This window comes from Haloarcula sediminis (assembly GCF_035656455.1).
GTDB lineage: Archaea > Halobacteriota > Halobacteria > Halobacteriales > Haloarculaceae > Haloarcula > Haloarcula sediminis.
In genome coordinates, this window is sequence record NZ_JAYMGA010000008.1 from 57,154 (window position 1) to 81,637 (window position 24,484).

General features: G+C 66.7%; 28 protein-coding genes. 16 read left to right on the top strand and 12 right to left on the bottom strand.

Features of this window, described 5'->3' with window-relative positions; all coding sequences use genetic code 11:
- The first annotated feature begins 70 nt into the window (after positions 1–70).
- Positions 71–2,071 (top strand): heme-binding protein, encoded by a 2,001-nt coding sequence (locus VJ162_RS14215; protein WP_324665196.1) that lies wholly within the window; start codon positions 71–73, stop codon positions 2,069–2,071.
- 31 nt (positions 2,072–2,102) lie between these two features.
- Here the strand turns inward: VJ162_RS14215 and VJ162_RS14220 are convergent, their stop codons facing one another.
- The 4 genes from VJ162_RS14220 to VJ162_RS14235 form a co-directional block, all read right to left on the bottom strand.
- Positions 2,103–2,867, bottom strand: a complete 765-nt coding sequence (locus VJ162_RS14220) for a methyltransferase domain-containing protein (protein WP_324665197.1) — start codon at positions 2,865–2,867, stop codon at positions 2,103–2,105.
- A 287-nt stretch (positions 2,868–3,154) separates the two neighbouring features.
- On the bottom strand, positions 3,155–3,583 hold the full coding sequence (sufU, locus tag VJ162_RS14225; RefSeq protein ID WP_324665198.1) for a Fe-S cluster assembly sulfur transfer protein SufU: 429 nt from the start codon (positions 3,581–3,583) through the stop codon (positions 3,155–3,157).
- 127 nt (positions 3,584–3,710) lie between these two features.
- Complete coding sequence (locus tag VJ162_RS14230) at positions 3,711–4,634, bottom strand: sulfite exporter TauE/SafE family protein (RefSeq protein WP_324665199.1); 924 nt, start codon at positions 4,632–4,634, stop codon at positions 3,711–3,713.
- Between the two features lie 243 nt (positions 4,635–4,877).
- Positions 4,878–6,125: an aminotransferase class V-fold PLP-dependent enzyme gene (locus tag VJ162_RS14235; RefSeq protein WP_324665200.1), complete on the bottom strand. Its 1,248-nt coding sequence runs from the start codon at positions 6,123–6,125 to the stop codon at positions 4,878–4,880.
- Between the two features lie 219 nt (positions 6,126–6,344).
- On the opposite strand from VJ162_RS14235, the gene VJ162_RS14240 reads away from it, so the two are divergent.
- The gene (locus tag VJ162_RS14240) at positions 6,345–6,863 is read left to right on the top strand and encodes a carbohydrate-binding protein (protein ID WP_324665201.1); all 519 of its coding nucleotides are present in this window, start codon (positions 6,345–6,347) and stop codon (positions 6,861–6,863) included.
- Positions 6,864–6,871: 8 nt separating this feature from the next.
- On the opposite strand, the gene VJ162_RS14245 is transcribed toward VJ162_RS14240, so the two are convergent.
- A complete protein-coding gene (locus tag VJ162_RS14245) occupies positions 6,872–7,162 on the bottom strand; it encodes a DUF424 domain-containing protein (protein WP_324665202.1) in 291 nt (96 codons plus the stop codon).
- On the bottom strand, positions 7,159–7,890 hold the full coding sequence (locus VJ162_RS14250; protein WP_324665203.1) for a tetratricopeptide repeat protein: 732 nt from the start codon (positions 7,888–7,890) through the stop codon (positions 7,159–7,161). Before VJ162_RS14250 ends, VJ162_RS14245 begins: the two co-directional genes overlap by 4 nt.
- 82 nt (positions 7,891–7,972) lie before the next feature.
- On the opposite strand from VJ162_RS14250, the gene thpR reads away from it, so the two are divergent.
- On the top strand, positions 7,973–8,536 hold the full coding sequence (gene thpR / locus VJ162_RS14255) for an RNA 2',3'-cyclic phosphodiesterase (protein ID WP_324665204.1): 564 nt from the start codon (positions 7,973–7,975) through the stop codon (positions 8,534–8,536).
- Positions 8,537–8,617: 81 nt separating this feature from the next.
- Positions 8,618–9,430: a ZIP family metal transporter gene (locus tag VJ162_RS14260; protein ID WP_324665205.1), complete on the top strand. Its 813-nt coding sequence runs from the start codon at positions 8,618–8,620 to the stop codon at positions 9,428–9,430.
- On the opposite strand, the gene VJ162_RS14265 is transcribed toward VJ162_RS14260, so the two are convergent.
- Positions 9,423–9,938: a hypothetical protein gene (locus tag VJ162_RS14265; RefSeq protein WP_324665206.1), complete on the bottom strand. Its 516-nt coding sequence runs from the start codon at positions 9,936–9,938 to the stop codon at positions 9,423–9,425. The two genes, VJ162_RS14260 and VJ162_RS14265, sit on opposite strands and share 8 nt — an antisense overlap.
- A 141-nt stretch (positions 9,939–10,079) precedes the next feature.
- On the opposite strand from VJ162_RS14265, the gene VJ162_RS14270 reads away from it, so the two are divergent.
- The 8 genes from VJ162_RS14270 to VJ162_RS14305 all read left to right on the top strand — a co-directional run bounded on the left by VJ162_RS14270 (position 10,080) and on the right by VJ162_RS14305 (position 14,585).
- A complete protein-coding gene (locus VJ162_RS14270) occupies positions 10,080–10,232 on the top strand; it encodes a 50S ribosomal protein L39e (RefSeq protein WP_220588816.1) in 153 nt (50 codons plus the stop codon).
- A complete protein-coding gene (locus tag VJ162_RS14275; protein WP_324665208.1) occupies positions 10,232–10,510 on the top strand; it encodes a 50S ribosomal protein L31e in 279 nt (92 codons plus the stop codon). The genes VJ162_RS14270 and VJ162_RS14275 overlap by 1 nt, the downstream gene beginning before the upstream one ends.
- 3 nt (positions 10,511–10,513) lie before the next feature.
- Positions 10,514–11,179, top strand: coding sequence for a translation initiation factor IF-6 (locus VJ162_RS14280; protein WP_324665209.1), 666 nt, complete (start codon positions 10,514–10,516; stop codon positions 11,177–11,179).
- Between the two features lie 115 nt (positions 11,180–11,294).
- The gene (locus tag VJ162_RS14285) at positions 11,295–11,426 is read left to right on the top strand and encodes a hypothetical protein (protein WP_324665210.1); all 132 of its coding nucleotides are present in this window, start codon (positions 11,295–11,297) and stop codon (positions 11,424–11,426) included.
- 191 nt (positions 11,427–11,617) lie between these two features.
- The gene (gene rpl18a, locus VJ162_RS14290) at positions 11,618–11,791 is read left to right on the top strand and encodes a 50S ribosomal protein L18Ae (protein WP_262179957.1); all 174 of its coding nucleotides are present in this window, start codon (positions 11,618–11,620) and stop codon (positions 11,789–11,791) included.
- Positions 11,788–12,249: a prefoldin subunit alpha gene (gene pfdA / locus VJ162_RS14295; RefSeq protein ID WP_324665211.1), complete on the top strand. Its 462-nt coding sequence runs from the start codon at positions 11,788–11,790 to the stop codon at positions 12,247–12,249. The genes rpl18a and pfdA overlap by 4 nt, the downstream gene beginning before the upstream one ends.
- A 7-nt stretch (positions 12,250–12,256) precedes the next feature.
- Positions 12,257–13,576 (top strand): signal recognition particle-docking protein FtsY, encoded by a 1,320-nt coding sequence (gene ftsY, locus VJ162_RS14300; RefSeq protein WP_324665212.1) that lies wholly within the window; start codon positions 12,257–12,259, stop codon positions 13,574–13,576.
- Positions 13,577–13,715: 139 nt separating this feature from the next.
- Positions 13,716–14,585: a DUF4397 domain-containing protein gene (locus VJ162_RS14305; RefSeq protein WP_324665213.1), complete on the top strand. Its 870-nt coding sequence runs from the start codon at positions 13,716–13,718 to the stop codon at positions 14,583–14,585.
- 268 nt (positions 14,586–14,853) lie between these two features.
- Here the strand turns inward: VJ162_RS14305 and VJ162_RS14310 are convergent, their stop codons facing one another.
- From VJ162_RS14310 to VJ162_RS14325, 4 genes are all read right to left on the bottom strand, one after another.
- A complete protein-coding gene (locus VJ162_RS14310; RefSeq protein ID WP_324665214.1) occupies positions 14,854–15,504 on the bottom strand; it encodes a bifunctional 4-hydroxy-2-oxoglutarate aldolase/2-dehydro-3-deoxy-phosphogluconate aldolase in 651 nt (216 codons plus the stop codon).
- 97 nt (positions 15,505–15,601) lie between these two features.
- Positions 15,602–15,976 carry a cupin domain-containing protein gene (locus tag VJ162_RS14315; RefSeq protein ID WP_324665215.1) on the bottom strand — a complete coding sequence of 125 codons (375 nt, stop codon included), beginning with the start codon at positions 15,974–15,976 and terminating at the stop codon, positions 15,602–15,604.
- A gap of 61 nt (positions 15,977–16,037) precedes the next feature.
- Positions 16,038–16,946 (bottom strand): AEC family transporter, encoded by a 909-nt coding sequence (locus VJ162_RS14320; RefSeq protein ID WP_324665216.1) that lies wholly within the window; start codon positions 16,944–16,946, stop codon positions 16,038–16,040.
- A 61-nt stretch (positions 16,947–17,007) separates the two neighbouring features.
- Entirely contained in the window at positions 17,008–18,252 is a 1,245-nt protein-coding gene (locus VJ162_RS14325; RefSeq protein ID WP_324665217.1) for a DUF7096 domain-containing protein, read from the bottom strand.
- A 154-nt stretch (positions 18,253–18,406) separates the two neighbouring features.
- On the opposite strand from VJ162_RS14325, the gene VJ162_RS14330 reads away from it, so the two are divergent.
- The 4 genes from VJ162_RS14330 (at position 18,407) to VJ162_RS14345 (ending at position 24,133) form a co-directional block, all read left to right on the top strand.
- The gene (locus VJ162_RS14330) at positions 18,407–19,501 is read left to right on the top strand and encodes a helix-turn-helix transcriptional regulator (protein ID WP_324665218.1); all 1,095 of its coding nucleotides are present in this window, start codon (positions 18,407–18,409) and stop codon (positions 19,499–19,501) included.
- Positions 19,502–19,776: 275 nt separating this feature from the next.
- A complete protein-coding gene (locus VJ162_RS14335) occupies positions 19,777–21,336 on the top strand; it encodes an ABC transporter substrate-binding protein (protein ID WP_324665219.1) in 1,560 nt (519 codons plus the stop codon).
- On the top strand, positions 21,333–23,207 hold the full coding sequence (locus VJ162_RS14340) for a HAMP domain-containing protein (RefSeq protein ID WP_324665220.1): 1,875 nt from the start codon (positions 21,333–21,335) through the stop codon (positions 23,205–23,207). Before VJ162_RS14335 ends, VJ162_RS14340 begins: the two co-directional genes overlap by 4 nt.
- 83 nt (positions 23,208–23,290) lie before the next feature.
- The gene (locus tag VJ162_RS14345; protein ID WP_324665221.1) at positions 23,291–24,133 is read left to right on the top strand and encodes a polyprenyl synthetase family protein; all 843 of its coding nucleotides are present in this window, start codon (positions 23,291–23,293) and stop codon (positions 24,131–24,133) included.
- Positions 24,134–24,355: 222 nt separating this feature from the next.
- On the opposite strand, the gene VJ162_RS14350 is transcribed toward VJ162_RS14345, so the two are convergent.
- A complete protein-coding gene (locus tag VJ162_RS14350; RefSeq protein WP_324665222.1) occupies positions 24,356–24,481 on the bottom strand; it encodes a hypothetical protein in 126 nt (41 codons plus the stop codon).
- Between the last annotated feature and the right edge of the window lie 3 nt (positions 24,482–24,484).

The window sequence follows — 24,484 nt, forward strand, 5'->3', positions numbered from 1 at the left end:
GGACTTGTCACGCATCCGGTCCGGACGGCGATATGGCAAGGTTCCTTACGTTCGGCCCGCAAGCGCCGATATGGACCAACGGACACCGCCCCAGACCGAGGAAGGCTGGTACGTGCTCCACGACTGTCGCCGCGTCGACTGGGACGCCTGGCGTGACGCCCCCGAGCGCGTTCGCGACAGGGCACTCTCGGACGGCATCGACTTTCTAGAAGGGTACGAGTCGCTCGCGGACGCAGACGAAGGCCAGACGGCCGTCTACACCGTGATGGGCCACAAGGCCGATATCATGATTCTGCATCTGCGGCCGACGATGGCCGACCTGGACGCCGCCGAACGGCACTTCGAGCAGACCGAATTCGCGGCCTTCACCGAGCGGGCCTACTCGTATGTCTCGGTCACGGAGGCGTCGGGCTACACGGAGAAGTCCCGGGAGTACTTCGACGGCGAGGTCGACGACGACTCCGGCCTGGCCCAGTATATCCAGGCGCGGCTCCACCCCGATGTGCCCGACGAGGAGTTCGTCTGTTTCTACCCGATGAGCAAGCGCCGGGACCCCGAGCAAAACTGGTACGACACGAGCTTCGAGGAGCGGGCCGCCCACATCAAACGCCATGGCGACATCGGCCGTGGCTACGGCGGGCAGGTGAACCAGATGATCTGTGGCTCCATCGGCTTCGACGACTGGGAGTGGGGTATCACACTGTGGAGCGACGACATGACCAACATCAAGGAGCTGCTGACGGAGATGCGCTTTGACCCCTCGACCTCCCAGTTCGCGGAGTTTGGCCCGTTCTACGTCGGCCGGCGCTTCGAGCCGGCGGACCTCCCCGCCGTCATGGCCGGCCACCGGGTCCCGACCGACGACCAGTCACTGCCGGCCGGCGACGACCCAGCCCACGCGACCGACGGCCACGCCGCCGGCGACACCGACGGCCACGGGAACGCCCACCCCGACAGCCCGGGCGAGGGCGACCACCCACACGGCGACGACGCCACAGATGCAGACCACCCGACGAGCGGCGACGGGGCGGACAGCGCCGGGGGTAGCACCGGCAGCCGACCCGGCGAAGACAGCTCGCCGGGTAGCACCGGCGGCCGCCCCGACGTCTCCGGGGACTTCGAGGAGGTCGACGACGCCGCGGGCCGGCTCGGCCGGCTCGGTCTCCACGAGGGCGAGACATACGACGCCGGCGACTACGCGCTCGTCTACCACTCCTCGGCCGACGCCGAGGACCTCGTCGACGAGGTCGAGGACCTCACCGAGAGCTTCGACCACTACGACCGCCACGTGACGACGACCGTGCGGGCCCAGAGCGGACAGAGCTACGTCGTCAGCATCTGGACCGCCAAGGAGGCCGCCGAGACCGCCGCCGGCTTCCTCGGCGACCTGGCGGGTATCGAGGAGCGCGTCGGCGGGCAACTCGGCGAACCGGCCGAAGACGAGGCGGGCGACGCCGCGGACAGCGGGGACGGGACCGCTGCCTCCTCTCAGTCCATCCGCGAGGAACTGGACGCCGAGGGCGTCTACGCCGGCCAGCCCCACGGCGAGGACGTCTACGCCCTCGTGGTGTACTCCGAAGCCGACCCCGAGACGCTGGTCGAGGAGGTCGCGGACCTCCGGGACGCCTTCGAGCGCTATGACACGCACGTGCGGACGACCGTCTACCGGGACACCGACTCCGACACCACCGCCGTCGCCTCGCTGTGGGAGACCGAGGACGCCGCCGGCACCGCGAGCGACTACCTCACTGACCTCCCCGGCGTCGTCCGCCGACAGGCCGAGCGCGACGGCTTCGGGACGATGGGGATGTTCTACACGGTCAAACCGGAGTACCGCGAGGACTTCGTCGAGAAGTTCGACACCGTCGGCGGCCTGCTCGAAGAGATGGACGGCCACCGCGAGACCGCGCTGCTTGCCAACCGCGACGACGAAAACGACATGTTCATCGCCAGCCAGTGGGACAGCAAGGAAGACGCCATGGCGTTCTTCCGCTCCGACGAGTTCTCCGAGACCGTCAGCTGGGGCCGGGACGTGTTAGCCGACCGGCCGCGTCACGTCTTCCTGGCCTGAGCTCACACGTCGGTTCCCGCCGCTCCCTGCCTCACGCTTTTTCCGCAGCGAACCGCAGCCGTCGGTAGTCGACCGTCCACGTCCCCGCGTCGGCGTCGAACAGCGCCGGCCGCAGGCGCTCCTCGACGGCGTCCAGTATCGTCGCTCGGTCCGCCTCGGACACCCCGTCGAACAGCTCGTCGCCGAACATCCCGACCCACTCGCGCAGGCCGGCCTCGCCGCCGTCGAGTTCGGTCGGCCGGTCGAACAGCCGGGCGCTGGTGACCTCCAGGCCGTGGGCCTCCAGCCGGGGCGCGTACTCGCCGATACTCGGGAAGTACCACGGGTGGTCGGCGTCGTGGCCGCGCTCGGCCAGTTCGGCGCGGACGGCACCCTCGACCTGTGTGACGTTGCCACGGCCGCCCAGTTCCGCGACGAAGCGGCCGCCGTCGGCGAGTGCATCGTCGACCATCGACAGGACGGCGTCGTGGTCCTTGCCGGGAATCCAGTGGAGCGCGGCGTTCGAGAAGACGGCATCGAACTCGCCGGGCTCGTACTCGCGGGCGTCGGCCACCTCGAAGGCCAGGTCGGGGTACCGTTCGCGGGCCTGTTCGACCATCGACGCCGCGGCGTCGATACCGACCACGTCGGCGCCGCTGTCGGCGATAGCCGCCGTCAGCGTGCCCGTCCCACAGCCCAGGTCGAGGATACGCTCGCCCGGCTGGGGGTCCAGCAACCGCACGACGTCCTTGCCGTACTCGGCGACGAAGCCGTGACCCTCGTCGTAGTCGTCGGGGTCCCACTCGTTGTCGGGCATACTCACTGCGAGGGCCGAGGCAGTGTAAAAGCTATCGCGGCTGCGTGACCCGGACTCAGTCGTCGTCTTCGGTGGTCGTCCGGTCGATGTCCAGGTCGTCGAAGTAGATGTCGGCGCCGTCGGCTGCTAAATTTTACTGCGTCGGGTTTCCTCGTGCGCCTCCGGCGCACTGCGGGAACCTCTCCTTGCAAAATTTAGTACAAAACCGCCGAGGCGCTCACTGACTCACGGCTTCGCCGTTCGTCTCTCGCGGTCACGAGTGACCGCGCACCGTTCGCGCTCGGTGACTACTCATCGTCTTCGGTGGTCGTCCGGTCGATATCCAGGTCGTCGAAGTAGATGTCGGCGCCGTCCTGGGCGACCTTCTCGGCCAGGACCGCACACTTGATTCGCATCGGGGAGATGTCGACCCCGAGCATGTCGACGATGTCGTCGCGGTCCATCTCGCGGAGTTCGTCGACGGCCATCCCGTGGAGCCGCTCCGAGAGCATCGACGCCGACGCCTGGGAGATGGCACACCCGTCCCCGCGGAAAGCGACCCGCTCTATGGTCTCCTCGTCCTCGTCGAGCAGTACGTCCATCCGGATCTCGTCGCCACACATCGGGTTCTCGCCGACGTGGGTGAAGGTCGGGTCCTCGATCTCCCCCGTGTTTCGGGGGTTCTTGTAGTGATCGAGGATCTGCTGCCGGTACATGTCTGAGCCTCCGATACCCATTGTTGAGCAATCATAGGGTACTGTGGCGGATAAGCGTTGTCTCTCCACCACTTCTCGACGGGGTCACACCGTACACCCAGACTGTGGTCGGCGCTCCGGACCCCACCTCGGCGATTGGAAGCGCGTGCTACAGGAACAGCGCGGGCACCGTGTTCCGGAAGATGTTGAGCGAGATGACAAAGAGGAGGGCGACGACGAACCAGTTGAACTTTGCCTCGTCTATCTCCAGATGCCGGAGGTACGTCCCAATCAGCAGCCCGACGACGGTGACAACAGCGATGACCGAACCGAGCCAGAGCCGGTAGGGCGCCAGCAGGTCGGTGAAAAACGCCATCTGGAGGATACGGACCGTGAAAATCGTCCCGAGAACCATCGACAGGCCGCCGATGTACCGCTCGACGTCGCGCTCGAAGGTGTGGAAATAGGTCGGGAGCAGCGGGCCGAGGTTGGCGACAGCGAGCAGGAACCCCTGCAGAAAGCCGGCGGTGCTGAGCGCGACCGGGTGGTGGGCCTCCTGGACGGTCACGAAGTTCTGGACCAGCTGGAACAGGACGTAGCCGAAGATGACCAGACCGATGAGGAAGGGGACGATCGGTCCGGCCCGGAACCTCGCCAGGAAGGTGACGCCGATGACGGTACCGAGGACGGCCACCACGAGCAGGACCCACTCCTCGCGGACGAACGCCAGCCCGGTGTCGGTCTCGCCGACCTGAAACATGTTCAGCATCCACGGCGGGATGGCAAGCACGGCGACGGCGAGTGTCGGGTCGATGACCGAGGCGAAGATGGGGGTCGTGATCAGCGCGTAGCCAAAGCCGATCATCCCCTTGACGACGCCGGCGACGACGGCGACGACGACGAACAGCGCGAGCAACCCGCCGGAGACATCGGACTGGATGCCCTTCGTGATGTTGTTCATCCCCGGGAAGAACACGATGGAGCCGGCCAGCACGGTAAGCGTCGCGACTGCCATCACCACCTCCCGATACTGGAGGCCCACGAGATTCGTCACGAACCGCCCGGCGTCAAGTTGTGGCTGGTCTGAACTCATAACATATCAAGCGCGTATCTGCGTAGGTACCACTGGGCCCTGCCACACTTGCTCCCATCACTTGCGGCTGTATTTGAAGCGACTGATAACTGCTATTTCGGAACGGCTGTCCCAGCTACCGGCCCTTGGCCCCGTCTTCGGTGTTATCGGCGACCTGGGGCTCTCACAGATATCGGGGATTGTTGCCGAATAGTCGGCCGGTCCCGCGTTCGAGTACGGCCTCCCCGGTCCACGTGTCGCCCGTTACGCGAACAGCTGTCTGGCGTCGTCGATGGCTTCGACGAGCTTGTCGACTTCCGCTTTCGTGTTGTAGACGTAGAACGAGGCCCGCGCGGAGGCGGAGATGCCCAGCTTGTCGTGGAGCGGCTGGGTGCAGTGGTCGCCCGCTCGAATCGCCACGGCCGAATCGTTCAGAATCGAGGAGAGGTCGTGGGCGTGGACCGACTGGAGATTAAAGGAGACGAGCCCGCCGCGTTCGACGCCGGCGGACGGGCCGAGGATGTCGATGTCGCCCTCGCCCTCTAGCTGTTCGATTGCGTACTGGGCGAGTTCGTTCTCGTGGCGGCGGATGGCGTCCATCCCGATATCGTCGAGATAATCGCAGGCCTCCGCCAGCGCGATGCCCTGACAGATGACGGGCGTGCCGGCCTCGAACTTCCAGGGGAGGTCGTTCCACTTCGACTCCTCGAAGGTGACCTTCTTTATCATCTCGCCGCCGTAGAGATACGGCTCCATCTCCTCTAGAACGTGTTTCTTGCCGTAGAGGACGCCGATACCGGTCGGGCCGGCCATCTTGTGGCCCGAGAAGGCGAGGAAGTCGGCGTCGATGGCCTCCACGTCCACGGGGCGGTTGGGCACCGACTGGGCGCCGTCGACGAAGATGTAGGCGTCGTGGGCGTGGGCGATGTCGGCAAGCTCCGAGACCGGATTGACCGTCCCCAGCGTGTTCGAGACGTGGACGACGCTGACCATCGCGGTGTCCTCGCCGATGAGCTCGCGGGCGTGGTCCATATCCAGTGTGCCGTCCTCCTGGACCTCGATATACCGACAGGTCGCGCCGGTTTTCTTACAGATCTGCTGCCAGGTCACCAGCGAGGCGTGGTGTTCCATCTCCGTGAGGACGACCTCGTCCTCCGGACCGAGTTCGTTCAGCCCCCAGGCGTAGGCGACGAGGTTCTCGCTCTCGGTGGTGTTTTTCGTGAAGACGATCTCCTCGCGCCCGCCCGAGGCGCCGATGAAGTCGGCGACGCGGTCGTGGGCCTCCTCGTAGGCGACGGAGGCCTTCTGGCTCAACTGGTGGAGCCCGCGGTGGACGTTGGCGTTTGTCGTCCGGTAGTAGTCGGCGATGGTCTCGACGACCCGCTCGGGGGTCTGTGTCGTCGCGGCGTTGTCGAGATAGACGAGCTGCTCGCCGCCGAACTCCCGCTGGAGGATGGGGTACTCCGCCCGGATGGCCTCCACGTCGAGGGGTTCGATATCGGTCTGTCCCATTAGCTATGGAAAAGGGTCGGACGGTGAACTTTCTTTTGGTTCACCAAAACTACGGTTCGCCTGGCACGAAGGCCCGGCCCGCCTCAGCCCCCGCCGGTATCGGGCCGGCCAGCCACGCCCGCCGGTCGTAGATAAACCACGGCCGATTCGATGCCCGGCTATCACTCGCTGAAATATTGACAAATATTTTATTTGAGCGTGCGTATAGTTCCCACATACATGGGGGACCCAGACGACCGCGGCTCCGGCGCGGTGAAACAGCCAGATGGGGGCGTGATTCGACGCGACAGGGACCAGCGCGCCCGTTCGCTTCGCCCGAACGGAACCCACGAACAGCCCGGTATCGAGCGCCACGAGGTGCCCGGGACAGTCCACGTCGGCGACTACCACGAGTACCACCACGCCGACCGGTGGAACGCGGCCGACACGCCGCTGCGTGGGGCAAGCGACATCGACTGGCTCGCCAGCGACGAGTGGCTCGCCTACGACGTCTCCATCCAGTCGGCCGGGAGCTACGAGCTGGCGCTCGGGGTCGCCGCGGCCGACAGCTTCGGCGGCGGGGACCTCGGTGTCGTCGTCGACGACGACCCGCTCCGGCGGGTCGAGTTCGACGCGACGGGCGGGTGGTACGACTGGGCGGAAGTCACGACCGAAATCGAGCTTCCCCGGGGCGTCCACACCGTCCGGCTGGTCGTCTTCGAGGGCGGCTGGAAGCTCAAACAGCTACAGTTCCGCTAGGCGGCCTATCAGAGCCAGAGCAGCTGGGCGTGTCGGGTCCCGTCTACGTCCAAGACGTTGTCCTCGTCGACGAAGCCGTGTTCGACGGCCACGTCGACGCTCTCGGTCCCGACGATGTTGGCGACGCTACAGCGCGCGAGGCTGTCGACGACCTCCGACTCGGAGACCGTCTCACCCCCGTAGAACCCCTCGTTGACCGTCAGCGAGACCGGACCGTCCTCGAAGGTCTCACCCAGGACCTCGGGGTCACAGACGGAGACGAGCAGCCCCTCGTCGGTCTCGCGCTCGTTGAGTATCATTCAAGCAGCTGCTGTTCGGCCTCGTCGCGCATCTCCTCGACCTCCTCGGCCAGCTCCTCGGCCTCGTCGTACTTGCCCAGCTCTTCGAGGGCGCGGGCCTTCTCCTCTAGCACGTCGGCGTTCCGGAAGCTCAGACGGATGGCGTTGTCGAAGGCGTCGACGGCGTCTTCGGCCAGGCCCCGCTCCAGCAGGAAGAAGCCGCGGTTGTACCACGCTTCGCCAAAGCGCGGGTCGATCTCGACGGCGCGCTCGGCGTGTTCCAGGGCTTGCTCGGTGCGGCCCGACTCCCACAGTGCGTAGGCGAGGTTCGTCTCGGCGGTTGCCGCGTGGTCGGACTCCTCGTTGAAGTTGAGCGCCTCCTTGTAGGCGCCGATGGCGGCGTCCCACTCCTCTAGCTGGGCGTGGGCCGCGCCCTTGTTCGTCCAGGCCTCCTGTTTGAGCCGCTCGTCTTCGGTGAACTGGGCGACCCGCTCGAAGGTCTCGGCGGCCTGCTCGTGGCGGTTGATGTGCATGTACTCCAGGCCGACGTCGAGTAGCTGCCCGGCGTCGACGGCGTCGGAGCTGACGTTGCGCCGGTCGAGCATGTCGGTCAGCACCCGTGAGTCGACCGGGTCGACCTTGTCCGGGTCGACTTCGAACTCCGGAGGCTCGAGGTCGAACCCCTCGTACGTGTCGTCGAACCCCTGGCCCTCCGAGAACTGATGGTCCTCGCGCTCGCGGTCTGTCATTACCACTGATTGACGGTCAGGCGGGTTAAGGGCTACGTCCCGGCCCAGTCAGTACCAAGTGCGCCCAGGTGGTACTGCGCACATGGGCAAGCGACTGTTCGTCAGCGTCGACCTCGACGGGCTGGCCGACGAGGTCCGGAGTCTTCAGGAACCGCTCGCGGACACCGCCGGCCTCCGGCTCACCGATCCCGAACAGGCCCACGTCACGCTGAAGTTCCTGGGCGACACCGACCCCGAGCGCGTCGGCGACCTCGTAGCCGAACTCGAAACCGCCGTCGCCGAGAGCGGCGTCGACCCCTTCGAGGCTCACTTCGGCGGGCTGGACGTGTTCCCGTCGCTCGACTACATCAGCGTCGTCTGGGCCGGGGTCCGCGGGGGCCACGGCGACCGGAAACTGACGGCGCTGCACGAGGCCATCGAAGCCCGGACGACGGCGATGGGGTTCGACGCCGAGGACCATGACTTCACTCCCCACGCCACCGTCGCCCGGATGGACCACGCTGGGGGGAAAGCACGGGTACAGAATATCGTCACGAACACGGACCCCGATGTGGGTCGGCTTCGGATCGAGGAGGTGCGCCTCACCGAGAGCGTCTTGGGCGAGAACGGTCCCGAGTACCGTACTGTCGACTCCGTGTCACTGTGACCGCCAAGAATCAGCTCTAGGTCGGCCAAAATCAATCAGAAAAGTGATAATTGTTATGCGTCCGAGCGCCGTAGGACGCACATGGTCGTCATCGAGAACGTCGCGTTCGTCTTCGTCGCCGGACTGCTGACGGCGCTTGCGACCGGGCTGGGGGCTGCCCCGTTCTTTCTGGTCGACGAGTTCTCGGACCGGTGGAACGTCCTGCTGTGGGGGCTCGCCTCGGGCATCATGGTCGCGGCGTCGCTGTTCGGGCTGGTCCGGGAGGGGTTGAACTACGGCTCGCCGATACTGCTGGTTCCGGGCCTGCTCACCGGTGTCGTCCTCGTGGTGGTCGCTCACGAGGTTCTGGAGGGCTTTGACCACGGCCCAGAGGAGTTCGAGCAGGCGGACTTCAGGAAGCTGGTACTCATCCTCGGTATCCTCACCGTCCACAGCTTCCCGGAGGGGGTCGCCGTCGGCGTCTCCTTCGCCGAACTCGGGCTAGCGGGGACCGACCCGGGTGAAACGCTCGCCGTCGCCGGCGTCGCGGTCCCGCTGCTCGCGGTGTTCATGACCGTCGCCATCTCGATTCACAACGTCCCAGAGGGCACGGCGATAGCTATCCCGCTGCGGTCACTGGGCGTCAGCGAGCCGAAGATGGTGTGGTGGGCCGTCTTCTCCTCGCTGCCCCAGCCCGTCGGCGCGGTCATCGCGTACTACTTCGTGACGCTGGCCCGGGAGTTTCTCCCCTTTGGCTTTGGCTTTGCGGCCGGGGCGATGATCTACCTCGTGGCCACCGAGTTCGTCCCCGAAGCGCTGGAGTACGGCCAGTCTCTCGCGGGCGGCGGCAAGCGGGAACTGCTGACCGGCGCGGTGGCCGGCGCGCTCGCGATGGTCCCGCTCGCGTTCATATGAGCGACCGCTTGCGGATGGCCTTCAGGTCCACGAAGGCTTTCAGCGGGTCGTCGAACTCCTCGACGCGGTTTTCCATCCGGTAGCTGGAGTGGTCGACGGCGAAGTAGTACGGGCCCGCGCTCTCGACCGACTGGCGGTTGCCGCCGCCGTCGGTCGTCGCCTCGTAGAGGTCCTTGCCCTCCGCCGGCACCGCCGCCTGGCTGAACTCGCTGTTGCCCGGCGGCGTCTCCTCGGGGTCGTCACCTTTGATGTACGCGTTGTACTGCTCGAAATCGTCCTCGTTACTGAAAAAGTAGACGTCGAACGCCTGCTCGGCCCGGACGATGTACTCGATGGCCCCTCCTGACTCCGAGAGATCCGGAATCTCCGTTTCCATCCAGGCGTTGCCCGGCTTGACCGTGACGTCCTGCTGGACGCTCACGATGACCTCGCCGCCACCGCCGAGACAGCCGGATCCGGCGACCGCTACCCCCGCTCCCAACGTCTGTAGTACGGACCGACGGTTCACACCTGAGTATCTTCGGATTTCTCTACTTAGTTCTATCCGCCCGTTTACAAACCATGATAACGAAAGGGTGTGTGGCGGTCCGTGCCGGACGGCGAGTGGAAAAGGAAGGAATTTAAGCCGTGGCACAGAAGGTCCGACACCATGAGCAAGAAGTCGAAGGCCAAAAAGAAGCGTCTGGCCAAACTCGACAACCAGAACAGCCGCGTCCCGTCTTGGGTCATGCTCAAGACCGACCGCGAAGTCCAGCGCAACCCCAAACGGCGCCACTGGCGCCGGGGCGACACTGACGAATAATGAGCGCCGGTGACTTCGAGGAGCGCGTCGTCACGATCCCGCTCCGCGACGCCCGTGCCGAGCCGAACCACAAGAAGGCCGACAAGGCGATGCGCCTCATCCGCGAGCACCTCGCCCAGCACTTCTCCGTCGAGGAGGACGCCGTTCGCATCGACCCCTCGATCAACGAGACGACGTGGGCCCGCGGCCGGTCGAGCCCGCCGAGCAAGCTTCGCGTCCGCGCCGCCCGCTTCGAGGAAGAGGGCGACGCCGTCGTCGAAGCCGAGACAGCGGAATAACCCTTGCTCCGCGCGGCATTCTCCGGGTCGTCGTACGTCGGTGTATTTGCCCGAGCGACCGACGACTGCGTGTTGGTCCGCCCCGACGTAGACGAGTCGCTGGCCGAGGACATCAGTGAGGAGTTGGACGTGCCGGCCATCCCCACGACGGTGGGGCGCTCCGCGACGGTCGGCGCGCTGGCGACCGGAAACGAGAACGGGCTGCTCGTCTCCTCTCGCGTTCGCGAGCGGGAGATAGACCGCATACAGGACGTCGTCGACGTTCCAGTCACCGAGTTGCCCGGTCGCATCAACGCCGCCGGCAACGTCGTCTGCTGTAACGACTCGGGCGCGTACGTCCACCCCGACCTCTCGCGGGAGGCCGTCCAGGCGGTCCGTGACGGGCTGGACGTGCCAGTCGAACGCGGCGTCATCGCCGGCGTCAACACCGTCGGTACCGCCGCCGTCGCCACCGAAAGCGGCGTCCTCTGTCACCCGAAAGCGACCGACGGCGAACTCGACGCCCTCGAAGAGCTGCTCGACGTGCCGGCCGACATCGGCACCGTCAATTACGGCGGTCCGCTTGTCGGTTCCGGCCTCGTGGCCAACGACGCCGGCTACGTCTGCGGGACGGACACGTCCGGCCCGGAACTGGGCCGCATCGACGCGACGCTTGGCTACATCGACTGAGACGGCGGGTCGACGTTTCGCCCCGTCGCCGGCGTTTCCGACCGCGAGCGGCGCGTGTCGCCGTCGGCTTCGAGTAATGTCAACATTTATCATGGCGGACGACTGACGTAGATATATGTCAGAGAAGGAACCAGCGATGACCGAACCGAAGCCGCTCGTCTGTCGACGGTGTGACTACGCGACGGAGGTCCTCAGAACGTCCTGTCCGATGTGTGGCGGCGACATGATTTACGCGCCCGAGAGCTAGCCATACCGACCGCGTGACAGCGACGCGAGCGCCATCGCGTTCAGCGCGACCACGCCCCGTCGAGGGCTCTCCCACCGGCGGCAGGAATAAGCGCTGCTGGGCCGAATTCCGCCGCCGTCCCGGACTCCGGGGGCCAGGGTGAAAAACACCGAAGGGGAAGATACTTCCCTGTCCTGCCCGCACCGGAGGGTATGAGCACGTACACTGTTCGCGGTAGTTTCCCGGCCCGAGACGGGCCCCAGCAGTTCGAGAAGGAGGTCGAAGCGCCAAACGAGGACGTCGCCACCGAGCGCGTCTACAGCAACTTCGGCTCCCAGCACAACCTCAAACGCACACAGATCTCCATCGACGAGGTGGCAGCATGATGGGCGGCGGTGGCGGTGGCGGCGGCGGGATGCAGCAGCTCCAGCAGGAGATCGAACAGCTCGAAGAGGAGATGCAGGCCATCGACGAGGAAGTCGAGCGCCTGCAGGAGAAAAAGTCAGACATCGACGACGCCATCGAGGCCATCGACGTGCTGGAGTCGGGCTCTACGGTGCAGGTTCCCGTCGGCGGGGACGCCTACGTCCGCGCGACGGTCGACGACATCGACGAGATCGTCGTCTCCCTGGGCGGCGGCTACGCCGCCGAGCGCGACCAGGACGGCGCCGTCGACACGCTCGAAACGAAAAAGGAGACGCTCGACGACCACATCGAGGGGCTGCAAGACGACAAGGCCGAAGTCGAGGGCGAGATGGACGAACTCGAACAGCAGGCCCAGCAGATGCAACAACAGCAGATGCAGCAGATGATGCAACAGCAGGAAGAGCAGGGCGACGAGTAAGGTCCCCATGTTCGACGGACTGAAGGACAAGCTCAGCGGCTTTACCAGCGACGTCGAGGAAGACGTCGACGAGGAGGCCGTCGAAGACGACATCGAGGACGACGCGGCCGAGTCGGCGCCGGCTGACGAGGGCGCCGCCGAAGCCGAGTCGGAACCTGAACCGGACTCCGGAGACGAATCACCGGCCGAGACCGACACACAGTCGGGCGGCGTCAAAGCGGACGCCGAGACGGCCGACGAAACTGCCGGGGCGGACGCCGAAGCGGCGGCGGACACCGCCGAAGCGGTCGATGAAGGCGACGCCACCGCCTCCGAGACGGTCGACGAGAGCAGCGAGAGCGCCGCCGACGAGACGACCGAAGCCGACACTGACGAGGCTCCGGCGGACGAGGACGACGTTCCGACGCTCGCACCCGACGAGGAAGACGACGAAGACGACGGCCGCAGCCTCACCGAAAAGGCCAAGATAATGGCCACGGGGAAGACGGTCATCGAGGAGGAGGACCTCCAGGACCACCTGGACGACCTCGAACTCGCCTTGCTGTCCTCGGACGTCGAGATGAGCGTTGCCAACGAGATACTGTCGGGCGTCGAGGCGAACCTCACCGGGGAGACGCGACGGCGCCTCTCCAGTACGGGCAACCTCGTCCGGGACGCGCTGCGCGAGGCGCTTTTCGACGTCATCAGCGTCGGGCAGTTCGAATTCGACGAGCGGATTCAGGACGCGGACAAGCCCGTCGTCATCATCTTCACCGGCGTCAACGGTGTCGGCAAGACCACGACCATCGCCAAGCTCGCCCAGTACTTCGAGGACCGCGGCCTCTCGACGGTGCTGGCCAACGGCGACACCTACCGCGCCGGCGCAAACGAGCAACTGGAGCAACACGCACAGAACCTGGGCAAGAAGATAATTACCCACGAGCAGGGGTCGGACCCGACGGCCGTCGTCTACGACGCCGTCGAGTACGCGAAGGCCAACGACGTGGACGTGGTGCTTGGCGACACCGCCGGCCGGCTCCACACCTCGGACGACCTGATGGCCCAGCTCGAAAAGATCGACCGCAACATCGACCCCGACATGACGCTGTTCGTCGACGAGGCCGTCGCGGGGCAGGACGCGGTCAACCGCGCCAGCGAGTTCGACGACGCCGCCGAGATAGACGGCGCGATACTCACGAAGGCCGACGCGGACCCCCAGGGCGGGGCGGCAATCTCGGTCGCTCACGTCACCGGCAAACCGATTCTCTTCCTCGGGACGGGACAGGACTACGACGACCTCGAACCGTTCGACCCCGAGGAGATAGTCGACAGCCTCTTTTCGGAGTGAGCGGTCCCGGCTCGTCGCTCCCGGCCCACCCGACTGTCGGACTGGTGTCCGACGACGGGTCCGTCGAGCCGGAGTAAACACCGGCTTCGCCCCCGTACACTGTCCCTTACCATAACCCCTGCCGCAGACGCGTCTATCGATGCAACGAAACGGGACGACGCGACGCGGCGTACTGACGGTTGCCGGCGGGGCGCTGGCGGCACTCGCCGGCTGTAGCAACACCGACGGACAGGGCGGGACGCCAACCGAGACGGCTACCGAGTCGGACGGGCTGGGGCCGATGACCGAGACGGACCAGCCCACGGAGACGGAGCACCGCACCGACACGCCGCCCGCGGGCGACGCGATGCTCCGGGTCGCACACCTCGCGCCGGACGCGCCGAACGTGGACGTCGCCGTCGACGATACTGCGGTCCTCACGGACGTCCCGTTCGAGGCGGTGAGTGACTACCGCTCGCTGACGGCGGGCGAACACCGGATAACGGTCACGCCGACCGGCGGGTCGAGCGCTGTCTTCGACGATACCGTCACACTGGAGCCCGGGCCGCAGACCGCTGTGGCCATCGGCGAGGTGTCGGGGGACGACCAGGACTTCACCATGACGCTGCTGACCGACGACGAGACGACGGCCGAGGCCGGCAGTACGCGTGTCCGCGCTGTCCACGCTATCCCCGACGCCCCCGCCGTCGACGTGACGGCCGGCGAGACCGTCATCGCGGACGGTGCGGCGTTTGGCCAAGCCGGCGACTACGTCTCGGTCCCCGCCGACACCGGCGCCATCGAACTCCGCCCGGACAGCATGACCGACGACGAGGACCCGGTCGCGACGTTCAGCGTCGACCCGACCGACATGGCCGCCCACACCGTCTTTGCGGCCGGCTATCTCGATCCCGGTGCCGACCAGCCCGGCGCCCGGCTCGTCGTCGCGACGGACGCCGAAGCCGACGGCATGGGGACGCCGTCCGGCACTGAGACCGGCGAGACGGCCACCCCGACCGGCGGGCTGTAGCCCGACCGCGTCGCCCGCTCGCCCGGACGCTACACCGCCAAACGTCTCGCTTGCTCCACGGCTCACTTTGTTGGCCGTTCCGCTTCGAGGCTTCGCTCACTCCCTCGCTGCTCGCGGCTTCACCGCTCGCTCTATCCGAGGGGCCTCACCGCGTTCGGTCCCTCGCTGCTCGCGGCTTCACCGCTCGCTCTATCCGAGGGGCCTCACCGCGTTCGGTCCCTCGCTGCTCGCGGCTTCACCGCCCTCTGGCCGAGGCGCTTCGCTTTGCTCAGCGCCTCGCGTCCTCCACCGCTTCGACGAACGCCGCCGCGCTCTCGCGGACGGCGTCCATGTCGTCGTCCTCGATGGCCTCGTAGTCGACCAGCGCCGAGCCGGCGCCGACCGCGACGGCGCCCGCCTCGAAGTACTCGGCCACGTTGTCCGTCGAGACCCCGCCGGTCGGCATGATTGGCACGTCGCCAAGTGGCCCCTGAATCGCGCCGATGTGGCCCGGCCCGACGGTCGAGGCCGGGAACAGCTTCAGCATGTCCGCGCCGGCGGCCATCGCGTCGGCGGCCTCCGTCGGCGTCATGATGCCCGGGATACAGAGGACGCTCTCGCGGTTGCACACCTCGACTATCTCCTCGTCGAGGTGGGGGCCGAGGACGAACTCCGCACCGGCCTCGATGGCGTTGCGAGCGGCCGCGGGGTCCATCACCGTCCCGACGCCGACGACGGCGTCGGTGTCTTCGAGCGCCCGGTCGACGGCCGCGACCTGCTCCGAACACCGTTTGGCGTCGGCGGTCAGCTCTAGGGCCCGGACCCCGCCGTCGTGGACGGCGCGGGCCACGTCGACGATCTGATCCTCCGGAACGCCCCGGAGGACGGCCGTGACGCCGCTGTCGACGAGTGCCGCTCTGACTTCCTCCTTGCGTGTCATGCGTCACTGTCGACGGGCCGGCGGGAAAAGCATAGCCCACCGCAGAGAAACGTTGTAGTCCCTGCCGGTGTCGGCGACACACAGCTCCGATAGCCCCTCACTGGTCCGGCTCGTACGGCAAGCCGGGGTCGGACTTGGGCGCGCCGACCCCGAGGACGCGGGCTGGCGAGTCGGCGCCGTCGGGGTTGTACGGCCGGTGGGGGCTCTCGGGCTCGGCGACGAACACCTCGCCGGTCTCGACGGCGAACTCCCTCTCCGGCGTCTCCACGTGGACCGTTCCCGAGGCGACGTAGAACAGCTCCTCGCGTTGCTTGTGGTAGTGGTACTCGCGGGGGAGCTGTTCGCCCGGCGCCATCTCGTAGGTGGCCGCGTGCAGCGCCAGCAGCTCCGCCGCGTCGGAGATGCCGCGTCGGTCACACGGGTAGTCGTCGGTCTCCGGCAGGTCGTCGGGGTCGATGTGGTGGTAGGTCATAGCGGGAGTCGGGCCGGGAGTCGGGAAAAGTGTGTGGTCACCCTCCCGGCCGAGTGGTCCCCTACCCGAGCAGCCAGACGAGCACGGACAGCGTGCCAAGCGAGGCCACCGTCGTCACGAGGACGTTCATCGAGGCAAAGGACTCGTCGCCGCCGAGCTCGCTGGTGTAGACGTACGTCGAGACGGCGGTGGGGACGCCCAGCATGACGACGGCGGCCGAAAGCGCCGTCGACCCGAGTCCGAGCGCCGAGAACACCGCCCACCCGAGCAGCGGCATCCAGACCACTTTGAGCAGGACCACGCCGGTGGTCGGGCGCAGCCGAGACAGCGACAGCTCCGTGTCGAGTTTTGCGCCGACACAGAGGAGCGCAAGCGGGAGCGCGAGCGTCGAGACGGCGTCGAGCCCGGTGACGGCGACGGCCGGCAGGCCAACGCCGGCGACCGAGGCGGCGATGCCGGCTGCGAGCGAGACGAGCACCGGGTTCGTCGCCAGCGCCCGCAGTTCACCCGACAGCGACGCGTCGCTGTCGTTGATGCGGATGAGGGTAAACACCGTCACCGGGACGTGAGTCAGCGCGCCCAGACCGAGGACGACGCTGGCGACCGCGGTGGCCTCGCCGCCCAGCGTCGCCGCCACCAGCGGGAGTCCGAGAAAGCCCATGTTCCCGTGGTAGGACTGCACGATAGCGACGCTGCGTCGGGCCTCGCTTTTCCGACGGCGGTGGACGAGCCAGCCGGCGGCAGCGGTAGCGGCGAGGACGGTCCAGAAACCGACGAGCAGCGCAGGCGAGACGAGTTCGCGCAGCGGGCGGTCGAACGTCGAGGCGAAGACCAGCGCCGGCAGGGCGACGTAGAAGGCGACGGCTGTCAGCGTCTCGGTGCGCGCCGCGGTGAGAATCGAGACGCTGCTTGCGGCCGCGCCGACGGCGAGAAAGACAAGCATGAATCCAAGCTGTTCGAGGACGGCCATACCGGACCCAGCGGACAGGTGGGTTAATCCCTTTCGCCACCGGGACGCCGTGTGACCCCTCTCAGTTCGCCGGTACGACGACGGTGGTGTTCCCCGTATCCGTCGAGACGGTCACGGTGTAGGCGCCCCGCGGCCCGACGGTCCAGAGGACACCGTCGTTCCCGGTCGTCCCGACGGGTCGCCCATCGACGGTGACGGTGCCGTCGACGCTCGCGCTCGTCTCGTTGTCCGTGGCGCTTACGAGCAGCGGGCCGGTCGGACTCGACTGCCGGACCGTCACCGCGAGGGTGTTGTTGACGTTGCGCCGGGTCGCCGTCGTCTGTACGTCTGAGAGGTCCCGGACCTGCTCCTCGTAGAAGGCCTCGGTCGTCCCGCCGTCGAGATACGCCGTCAGCTCGCCGTTGGGGTGGTTGGCGGTCAGCTCGTAGATGCCGGAGGTCCCGTAGAAGGTGAGGCTCGGCCGCTGTCGCTCGTAGAGCCACGGATACAGGTCCGCCGCCCGCTCGTCCGCGATGTCCAGCCGGTCCGTCTCGGGGTCGCCGTCGTTGATCGCCGTCTGGAGGAACTGGTCGGCCTGGTTCGCGTCGCGTGCGCTGTCGAGGCGCGTCTCCCGGACGTACTCGTCGCCGGTCACCGTCGCGAGCATGTAGCCGTCGTTGGCTACCTCGATGTAGTGGGTCCGGTCTGCCGTCGCAGCCGACTGGAGCTGACTACCGACCGGGCCGGTAAGCGTCCGCAGTTCGCCCTCGACTGAGCGCAGCCGGGCCGTCGCTGACTCGCTCAGCGAGTAGTCGGGCGTGGTGTCGGGGACGGTGGCGATACGGTCTGTCGTCTCCAGGAGCTCTCTCGCCTCCGCGTCGACCGCGAGTCGCGTCCTGAGAAACGCCGACGCCGATATCTCCCCGCGTGCATAGCGGGCCATGGCTCTGTCCTGTCGCTCGTCGAGCGCCTGCTGCTTGGCCTCGACGGTAGACAGCCAGTCGGCGACGAGCTGTGCCCGCGCGTCGCCGCTCTCGGTCCGGCGGAACTGCTCCTCGAACGAACGGGCCTCGTGTCGGTGCTGGAGCTGTGCCGACCAGGCCGCCGTGGCGGTGCCGACATCGATGCCGGTGCTGTCGTAGCTCGACCGGCGGACCCCGTCGGCCGGAAGGGTGAGCTGGTTGGTCGTGTTCGGGACCGTCGTGATACCCGCCAGCGGAGCGTCCGCCGTCCCGGCCCGCTCCTGTGTCGGGTACGTGCCCGCGACCGGGAGGACCGCCGCGGTGACAAACAGCAGCGCGACGAGGAGGGCTGAAAGCGGTCGCATTGCCAACCGTTAGACTGGGACCGTACAAAAACCTCCCCATTACGACACCTGTAATTGCGGGCCGAGAAGCGCCGAGACGTTTCACAGCGACATCTGACGTTTTATTCTTCGATAGAAAGGGTTTTGCCGACGGCCTGTCCACTCTTTGGGTGATATGGCCCCGCGGGCTTTCGCCGTCTTCCTCGCCCTCCTCCTCGTTGCGTTCCCGGCGGTCTCGGCAGCCACATCGACTGTCGCCGCCGGCGCCCGACCGGCCGCGCAGTCGGCCGAGAGCCAGGAACTCGAGCCGGAGAATACGACCTTTCACGTACAGCTGCGACCGAACGGCGACGCCCAGTGGACGATAATCGAGACGTTCAACCTGTCGGACGAAAACGACACACGCGCCTTCGAGACTACCCGCGATGCGTTCCTCGCGGGCGACAGCGACGGGAACCTGGTCACCGAGTTCCGCGCGGCCAACGACGCTGCAGCGGCGGCGACCGGCCGGGACATGGCTCTCAGGGACGTAAGCCGTGACTACGAGGTCGGCGACGACAGGGGGCGGCTCATGCTCTCGTTTAACTGGACGAACTTCGCGGCGGTAAACGGCAGTCGGCTGTCGCTTCGGGACGCCTTCTACACGCCCGACGGGACGTGGTTCGCCACCCTCGAAGCCGACCAGTCACTCGTCGTCTCACCGCCCCCGGAGTACGACCTGACGAACTCCCCGCCGAACTCCTACATCGACAACGGCGACCTCCGAATCGACGGTAGCCCCACCACGACGTTCGAACGTGGCGATCTGGACATCGTCTACGAGAGCGACGAGAGCGCCACGCCGGCGGGGCCGGGGTCCGGTGACTTCCCGCTGTGGACCGGTATGGGTCTCCTGCTCGTTGTCGGGCTGGTGGCTGTGGTGCTCTATCTGAACGGGCGAGACGAGTTCCCGGCCGCGGGTTCGGCTGACACCGACAGCGACGACGGCGGGGACGCGCCGGCCGCCGGGACGACCACCGGCGACGACGGGGCGACCGACGACATCGACGCGGAGCTTTTGAGCGACGAGGAGCGCGTCGAACGGCTGCTCGCCAAGAACGGTGGCCGGATGAAACAGGCCCGCATCGTCAAGGAGACCGGCTGGTCGAACGCCAAGGTGTCACAGCTGCTCTCCTCGATGGACGAGGACGACCGTATCGACAAGCTCCGAATCGGCCGGGAGAACCTCATCTCGTTCCCCGACGAAGACGTCACCGAAATCGAGGACTAGCGTCGGTCCCGGTTCCGGGACCGTTCGCCCGGGAACGGGTCACCCGTCGGCCGGACCGTGATGCCAGCGCAGTCGGCAGCCACTCGGGTACTTTCCGCCGACTACACCGGCGTACGGCGTCGCGTTCCGGACCGCTCACGCGCTTCTTTACTGTCAAGACCCCTTCTTCCGGTAAACTTATGATGAGTGATTAATGATGTACGTATCAGCAAGAGGGGTGTATGTGGACGGGTCGTTCTTGCGGCCGCGTGGGACCTCTCGGACGATAGATCACAATGACAGACCGGATTACTGACCGCATATCACGACGAAGCGCACTCAAGTCACTGGCCGTCTCGGGGACGGTTGGGCTCGCTGGGTGCGGGGGCCTCTCCTCTGACTCGGAGGCCGAGTACGGCGCGACGGACATCCCGCCCGAAGAGGCCGGTATCGAGGAGTGGGGACAGAAGCTAAACGACCACGCCCGGGAGGCCGGTATCGACTGGCAGCAGTTCGAGGGCGAGGGGATCGAACTCACGTTCGGGAACGCCTTGCACCCGTACGCGACCACGACCAAACAGGTCAAATCCTACTTCGAGGAGCTGACCGGCATCACGGTCAACTACGAGACCGTCTCCGAGGAGCAGTACTGGCGCACTGCCCGCCAGCGCCTCGGTGAGGGCGGCCGCTACGACGGCATCATGTGCGGGCTGTGGCCCGCCGGCGGCTACCACTACGGGAGCGACGGCACCCCCTGGGTCAGGGACCTCTGGCAGTTCATCGAAGACGACTCGCTCACCGACCGGGACTGGCTCGCCATGGACGATTTCCGCGAGCAGACCATCGAGCTGATGACGTTCCCGAACGAGGACGGCACCAGCGACTTCATCGGGTTCCCGAACGGTATCGAGGCCTACGGCTGTACGGCCATCCACAAGCCGACCTTCGAGACGCTCGGGCTCGCCGAACCGACGAACTTCGCCGAGCTCGAGGACTGTGCCAGGACTATCTCCGAGTCCGACGAAGTCGACCGCGAGGGTATCGTCTCCCGGACCAGTTCGGGCACGCTGTCGGCCGCCAACTGGGGGACCATGTTCAAGACCTACGGCGCGGACTGGATCGACCGCCAGACCAAGGAGGCGGCGCTCAACTCCGAGCAGGGCATCAACTCCCTGGAACGCTTTGGCGGGATGCTCCACAACTACGGCCCCGAGAACCCAAGCTCCTACGACTGGTACAAGAACAACAACGCCTACAGCGAGGGCGACGTCGGGATGATGTACTCGACGCCACAGACCTCCGGCATCGTGGACACAGGAGTTATGGAGGAGACGAAGTGGCTCCCGCCGCTCCAGGGCCCCGACGGCCGGGACCCAGTCGTCGACACGTGGGTCTGGGCGACCGCGATCACGGCGGATTCGGACCACCCCGAAGCAGCGTGGCTCTTTATCCAGTGGGCCAACTCCCGGCAGGCCAACCTCATGCTCTCGACCCGGCAGTGGCAGGGCGACCAGCCCCGTGCGGGCTATGCCCGCTTCGACTGGGTCGACCAGCAGGTCCAGAACGGCAACGCGCCGCCGGTGCCCGGCGAGGGGTACATGACGGCGTTCCGCGAGGGGATGGACAACGTCCCCGGCGGCCGGCCGAGCGAGCCCGACGTCTATCCGCCGGTCCCGGTCGACACCAACCAGAACATGAACATCATGTCCGAGGCGGCCTCCGCGATGAGCAACGTCGTGGCCAACGGTCCGAGTACGGCTGCAGCGGAACTGAACAACGTCGCACCGACGATCACTGAACACGCAAAGAATATCCCCGACCGATATGTTGCTGCGGACAGATTCGACAACAAATGAGCGCTGAAGAAACACCACCCGACGCGGACACGGACGACGTCAGCGGAATTCTCCCTGGCTTTCTGGCCAGGAGTTTCCTGGCGAAGTTCGTCGTCGCGCTGTTGCTGGTCACCGTCGTCATCCTCGGCGTGAGCGCGAACACGTACGCCCAGACCAGCACACAGCTCACGGAGGACACCCAGACGGAGTACGTCGGTGTCGCCAACTCCAGTGCGACACAGATCGTCGAGTGGCGCCAGTCGCGCCGGGACACGACCCGCCGTATCGCGCAGTTCCAGGAGATCCGCAGCGGGACCCAGAGCGAACGGCAGGCGTTCCTAGAGGCGGAAGCCGCCCGGCTCCCCGACGACGTCATCAAGATTCAGCTGGTGAACCGCACGTCGAACACCGTCACCGCAAGCTCCGACACCACGCGAATCGGGGAGCCCCAGCTCAGCCGCGAGGCCCCGTGGCGCAACGAGGAGCTCGATTACGGTGAGGACGGCGTCTACGTCGCCGAGGCGACGAACGCGCTCCAGACCTCACTGGTCTCGTTCGTCGCGGAGGTCGAGACAGACACCGGTGAGAATCGGGTTCTCGTGGTACAGACGGACCTCAACGCGCTCGCGGCCGACCTGCCACAGCCGTCCGCGGGCGTCTACTCGCAGGTCATCGACTCGCAGGGCCGGGTCGTCGCCGGCACGCGCGGCCAGTCCGCCCTGGGTGCCAACGCGGGCTCGCTCCAGCAGTACGACGAGAGCTCCGACGGCGTCGCCCAGTCGTTCGTCCAGCGCGGGCTGGAGGGACAGAAGGGCTTCTTAGAGCCCGGCGAGGTGAAATCGTCCCTCTCCGGTGAGTACGTCGTCGCGTACCACCCGGTCGCTGACGAGGAGTGGGTCGTCGCGACCCACGTGCCGGTCTCGACCGCCTACGCGCTCCAGAACACCATCCAGAACAACCTCCTCGTCCTCTCGGGGGTCGCGTTCCTCGGGATTGCGTTTATCGGGGTCGTCTTCGGCCGCGGGACCGTGAGCGCGCTGAACCGGCTGACCGAGAAGGCCGAACGGCTGGAGGCGGGGAACCTCGACGTGGACCTCGACCCCACCCGGCGCGACGAGTTCGGGCAGCTGACCGCCTCGTTTGCGAACATGCGCGACGCGCTCCGGGACCGTATCCAGGAGGCCGAGTCCGCCCGGAAGGAAGCGGAGGTCTCCCGGCAGGAGGCCCTCGCCATGACCGACTACCTCCAGGAGAAGGCGGAGGACTACAGCGAGGTCATGCGCCAGTGTGCCAACGGTGACCTCACCCAGCGCATGGAGACCGACAACGAGAACGAGGCGATGGACCGCATCGCCGAGGAGTTCAACGAGATGCTCGGCGAGCTGGAGAAGACCACCGGGCAGCTCAAGACCTTCTCGGAGGAGGTCGCCGAGTCCAGCGAGATCGTCCTGACCAACACGGAGAACGTGCGCCAGTCCGGGGAGCAGGTCACGGCCTCCGTCGAGCGCATCAACGCGGACGCGACCGACCAGGAGGCCCGCCTCGAAGAGCTGGCCGGCGACATGGAGGTCGTCCTCGACCGGCTCCACTCGCTGAAGGGCAACCCACACGTCGACATCACCGACGAGCTGGAACAGTTCGAGAACGTCGCGGCCGTGCTCGAAGACGCGACCGGACAGAGCCAGTCCATCCGGACGGAAGCCGAGAGCGCCGCCGAGACCTCCAAACAGCAGGCCGACGAGCTGGACGAGGTCTCCGAACGCGCCGACCGGCTCAAACGCTACGCGAAGCCGCTTGGCGGCATCCTCGACCGCTTCGAGACCGCCGCGGAACACGAGTTCGTCTTCTCCGGCGGCCCGAGCCAGCCGGTACAGGACGACGGCGACGACTGACCGTTTCGCCGCTTCGCCCTTCGTTATGGCGCCCGAACACTGGGTCGTCAGGTACTTTTCCCCGCGGTCCCAAACTGCCCTTCATGGAGTATCTCGAGGCGCGTCGTGACCGCGTCGAGGCGCGGCTACAGGCCGTTATCGACGCCGTCGAACCCGACGAACTCGCCGACCAGGTCGGTCACGTCGTGCTCTCGGGCGGGAAACGGGTCCGGCCGACGGTGGCGGTGCTGGTCTGTGAGGCGCTTGGCGGGGACCCGGCCGACGCCGTCGACTTCGCCGTCGGCATCGAGCTGGTCCACAACGCCTCGCTCGTCATCGACGACATCATCGACGAGTCCGACGTCCGGCGGGGCACGCCCGCGGCCTGGGCCGAATACGGCCACGGCCCGGCTATCATCTCCTCCGACGGGCTGCTCGGGGAGGCCTTTGCCCTCTTTTCGACCGACGAGCGGGCGATGCAGACCGTCTCCGAGGCGATGGTCGAACTCGGGGAAGGCGAGGCCATGGAGCTTGTCGCCCAGCCGACAAACGAGTCCGAGTACATGGAGCTTGCCCGCCGCAAGACCGGCGCGCTGTTCCGGGCGGCCGCCGAACTGGGCGCTATCGCCGCCGACGCCGACGCCTACACCGTCGAGGCGATGGGCGAGTACGCACAGCGGGTCGGGGTGGCCTTCCAGATGCGCGACGACGTGCTGGACGCCACCGCCGACGCGGAGACGCTGGGCAAGCCGACGGGCCACGACGCCGAGATGGAACGCCCTTCCTTCCTCGAAGTGACCGACCTCACGGCCGAGGAGGCAAACGCCAGGGCCCGCGCCGAGTCCGACGCCGCCCTGGAGGCCCTAGAGACCGCCGACGCCCCCGACTCCCAGTCCGTGGAGTACCTGCGGGAGCTGGCCGAGTTCGTGGTCGTGCGCGAACGGTGACTAGCAAATTCAGCTATTCAGGCTGTCTGTAGTCACATACTGTTCACAGCTGGCGGTTGTGAGAGAGCCAGAAAGCCCCCGACCGCTCGACGTCTGCGACTCGCTGCGCGCCTCGTTTCGCTCGGTGCTTACTTCGTCTCGCTCGACGAGCGGTCGGCCCCTTTCAGTCCCACCTATGCTGGCTGGTCAACCGGATTCGGGTGGACTGAAAGGGGCGGCATGCTACACGAAGGTGGACTCGTTGCGCTCCTCGCCTTCGGCTGCGGTGCTTACGTCGTCCACCTTCGTGTAGCATGCCGGGGCTTTCTGGCTGTTGATGTCCGCGAGACCGTTCCGACATAGAGTCACTAG

Coding starts and splice junctions, on each gene's coding strand:
- VJ162_RS14320 (WP_324665216.1), bottom strand. CDS start 16,946: ATGGCCGTCCTCGAACAGCTTGGATTCATGCTTGTCTTTCTCGCCGTC.
- VJ162_RS14345 (WP_324665221.1), top strand. CDS start 23,291: ATGGAGTATCTCGAGGCGCGTCGTGACCGCGTCGAGGCGCGGCTACAG.
- VJ162_RS14310 (WP_324665214.1), bottom strand. CDS start 15,504: ATGACACGCAAGGAGGAAGTCAGAGCGGCACTCGTCGACAGCGGCGTC.
- pfdA (WP_324665211.1), top strand. CDS start 11,788: ATGATGGGCGGCGGTGGCGGTGGCGGCGGCGGGATGCAGCAGCTCCAG.
- VJ162_RS14250 (WP_324665203.1), bottom strand. CDS start 7,890: ATGACAGACCGCGAGCGCGAGGACCATCAGTTCTCGGAGGGCCAGGGG.
- rpl18a (WP_262179957.1), top strand. CDS start 11,618: ATGAGCACGTACACTGTTCGCGGTAGTTTCCCGGCCCGAGACGGGCCC.
- VJ162_RS14270 (WP_220588816.1), top strand. CDS start 10,080: ATGAGCAAGAAGTCGAAGGCCAAAAAGAAGCGTCTGGCCAAACTCGAC.
- VJ162_RS14275 (WP_324665208.1), top strand. CDS start 10,232: ATGAGCGCCGGTGACTTCGAGGAGCGCGTCGTCACGATCCCGCTCCGC.
- ftsY (WP_324665212.1), top strand. CDS start 12,257: ATGTTCGACGGACTGAAGGACAAGCTCAGCGGCTTTACCAGCGACGTC.
- VJ162_RS14315 (WP_324665215.1), bottom strand. CDS start 15,976: ATGACCTACCACCACATCGACCCCGACGACCTGCCGGAGACCGACGAC.
- VJ162_RS14340 (WP_324665220.1), top strand. CDS start 21,333: ATGAGCGCTGAAGAAACACCACCCGACGCGGACACGGACGACGTCAGC.
- VJ162_RS14285 (WP_324665210.1), top strand. CDS start 11,295: ATGTCAGAGAAGGAACCAGCGATGACCGAACCGAAGCCGCTCGTCTGT.
- VJ162_RS14235 (WP_324665200.1), bottom strand. CDS start 6,125: ATGGGACAGACCGATATCGAACCCCTCGACGTGGAGGCCATCCGGGCG.
- sufU (WP_324665198.1), bottom strand. CDS start 3,583: ATGGGTATCGGAGGCTCAGACATGTACCGGCAGCAGATCCTCGATCAC.
- VJ162_RS14325 (WP_324665217.1), bottom strand. CDS start 18,252: ATGCGACCGCTTTCAGCCCTCCTCGTCGCGCTGCTGTTTGTCACCGCG.
- thpR (WP_324665204.1), top strand. CDS start 7,973: ATGGGCAAGCGACTGTTCGTCAGCGTCGACCTCGACGGGCTGGCCGAC.
- VJ162_RS14230 (WP_324665199.1), bottom strand. CDS start 4,634: ATGAGTTCAGACCAGCCACAACTTGACGCCGGGCGGTTCGTGACGAAT.
- VJ162_RS14240 (WP_324665201.1), top strand. CDS start 6,345: ATGGGGGACCCAGACGACCGCGGCTCCGGCGCGGTGAAACAGCCAGAT.
- VJ162_RS14245 (WP_324665202.1), bottom strand. CDS start 7,162: ATGATACTCAACGAGCGCGAGACCGACGAGGGGCTGCTCGTCTCCGTC.
- VJ162_RS14215 (WP_324665196.1), top strand. CDS start 71: ATGGACCAACGGACACCGCCCCAGACCGAGGAAGGCTGGTACGTGCTC.
- VJ162_RS14305 (WP_324665213.1), top strand. CDS start 13,716: ATGCAACGAAACGGGACGACGCGACGCGGCGTACTGACGGTTGCCGGC.
- VJ162_RS14335 (WP_324665219.1), top strand. CDS start 19,777: ATGACAGACCGGATTACTGACCGCATATCACGACGAAGCGCACTCAAG.
- VJ162_RS14260 (WP_324665205.1), top strand. CDS start 8,618: ATGGTCGTCATCGAGAACGTCGCGTTCGTCTTCGTCGCCGGACTGCTG.
- VJ162_RS14220 (WP_324665197.1), bottom strand. CDS start 2,867: ATGCCCGACAACGAGTGGGACCCCGACGACTACGACGAGGGTCACGGC.
- VJ162_RS14330 (WP_324665218.1), top strand. CDS start 18,407: ATGGCCCCGCGGGCTTTCGCCGTCTTCCTCGCCCTCCTCCTCGTTGCG.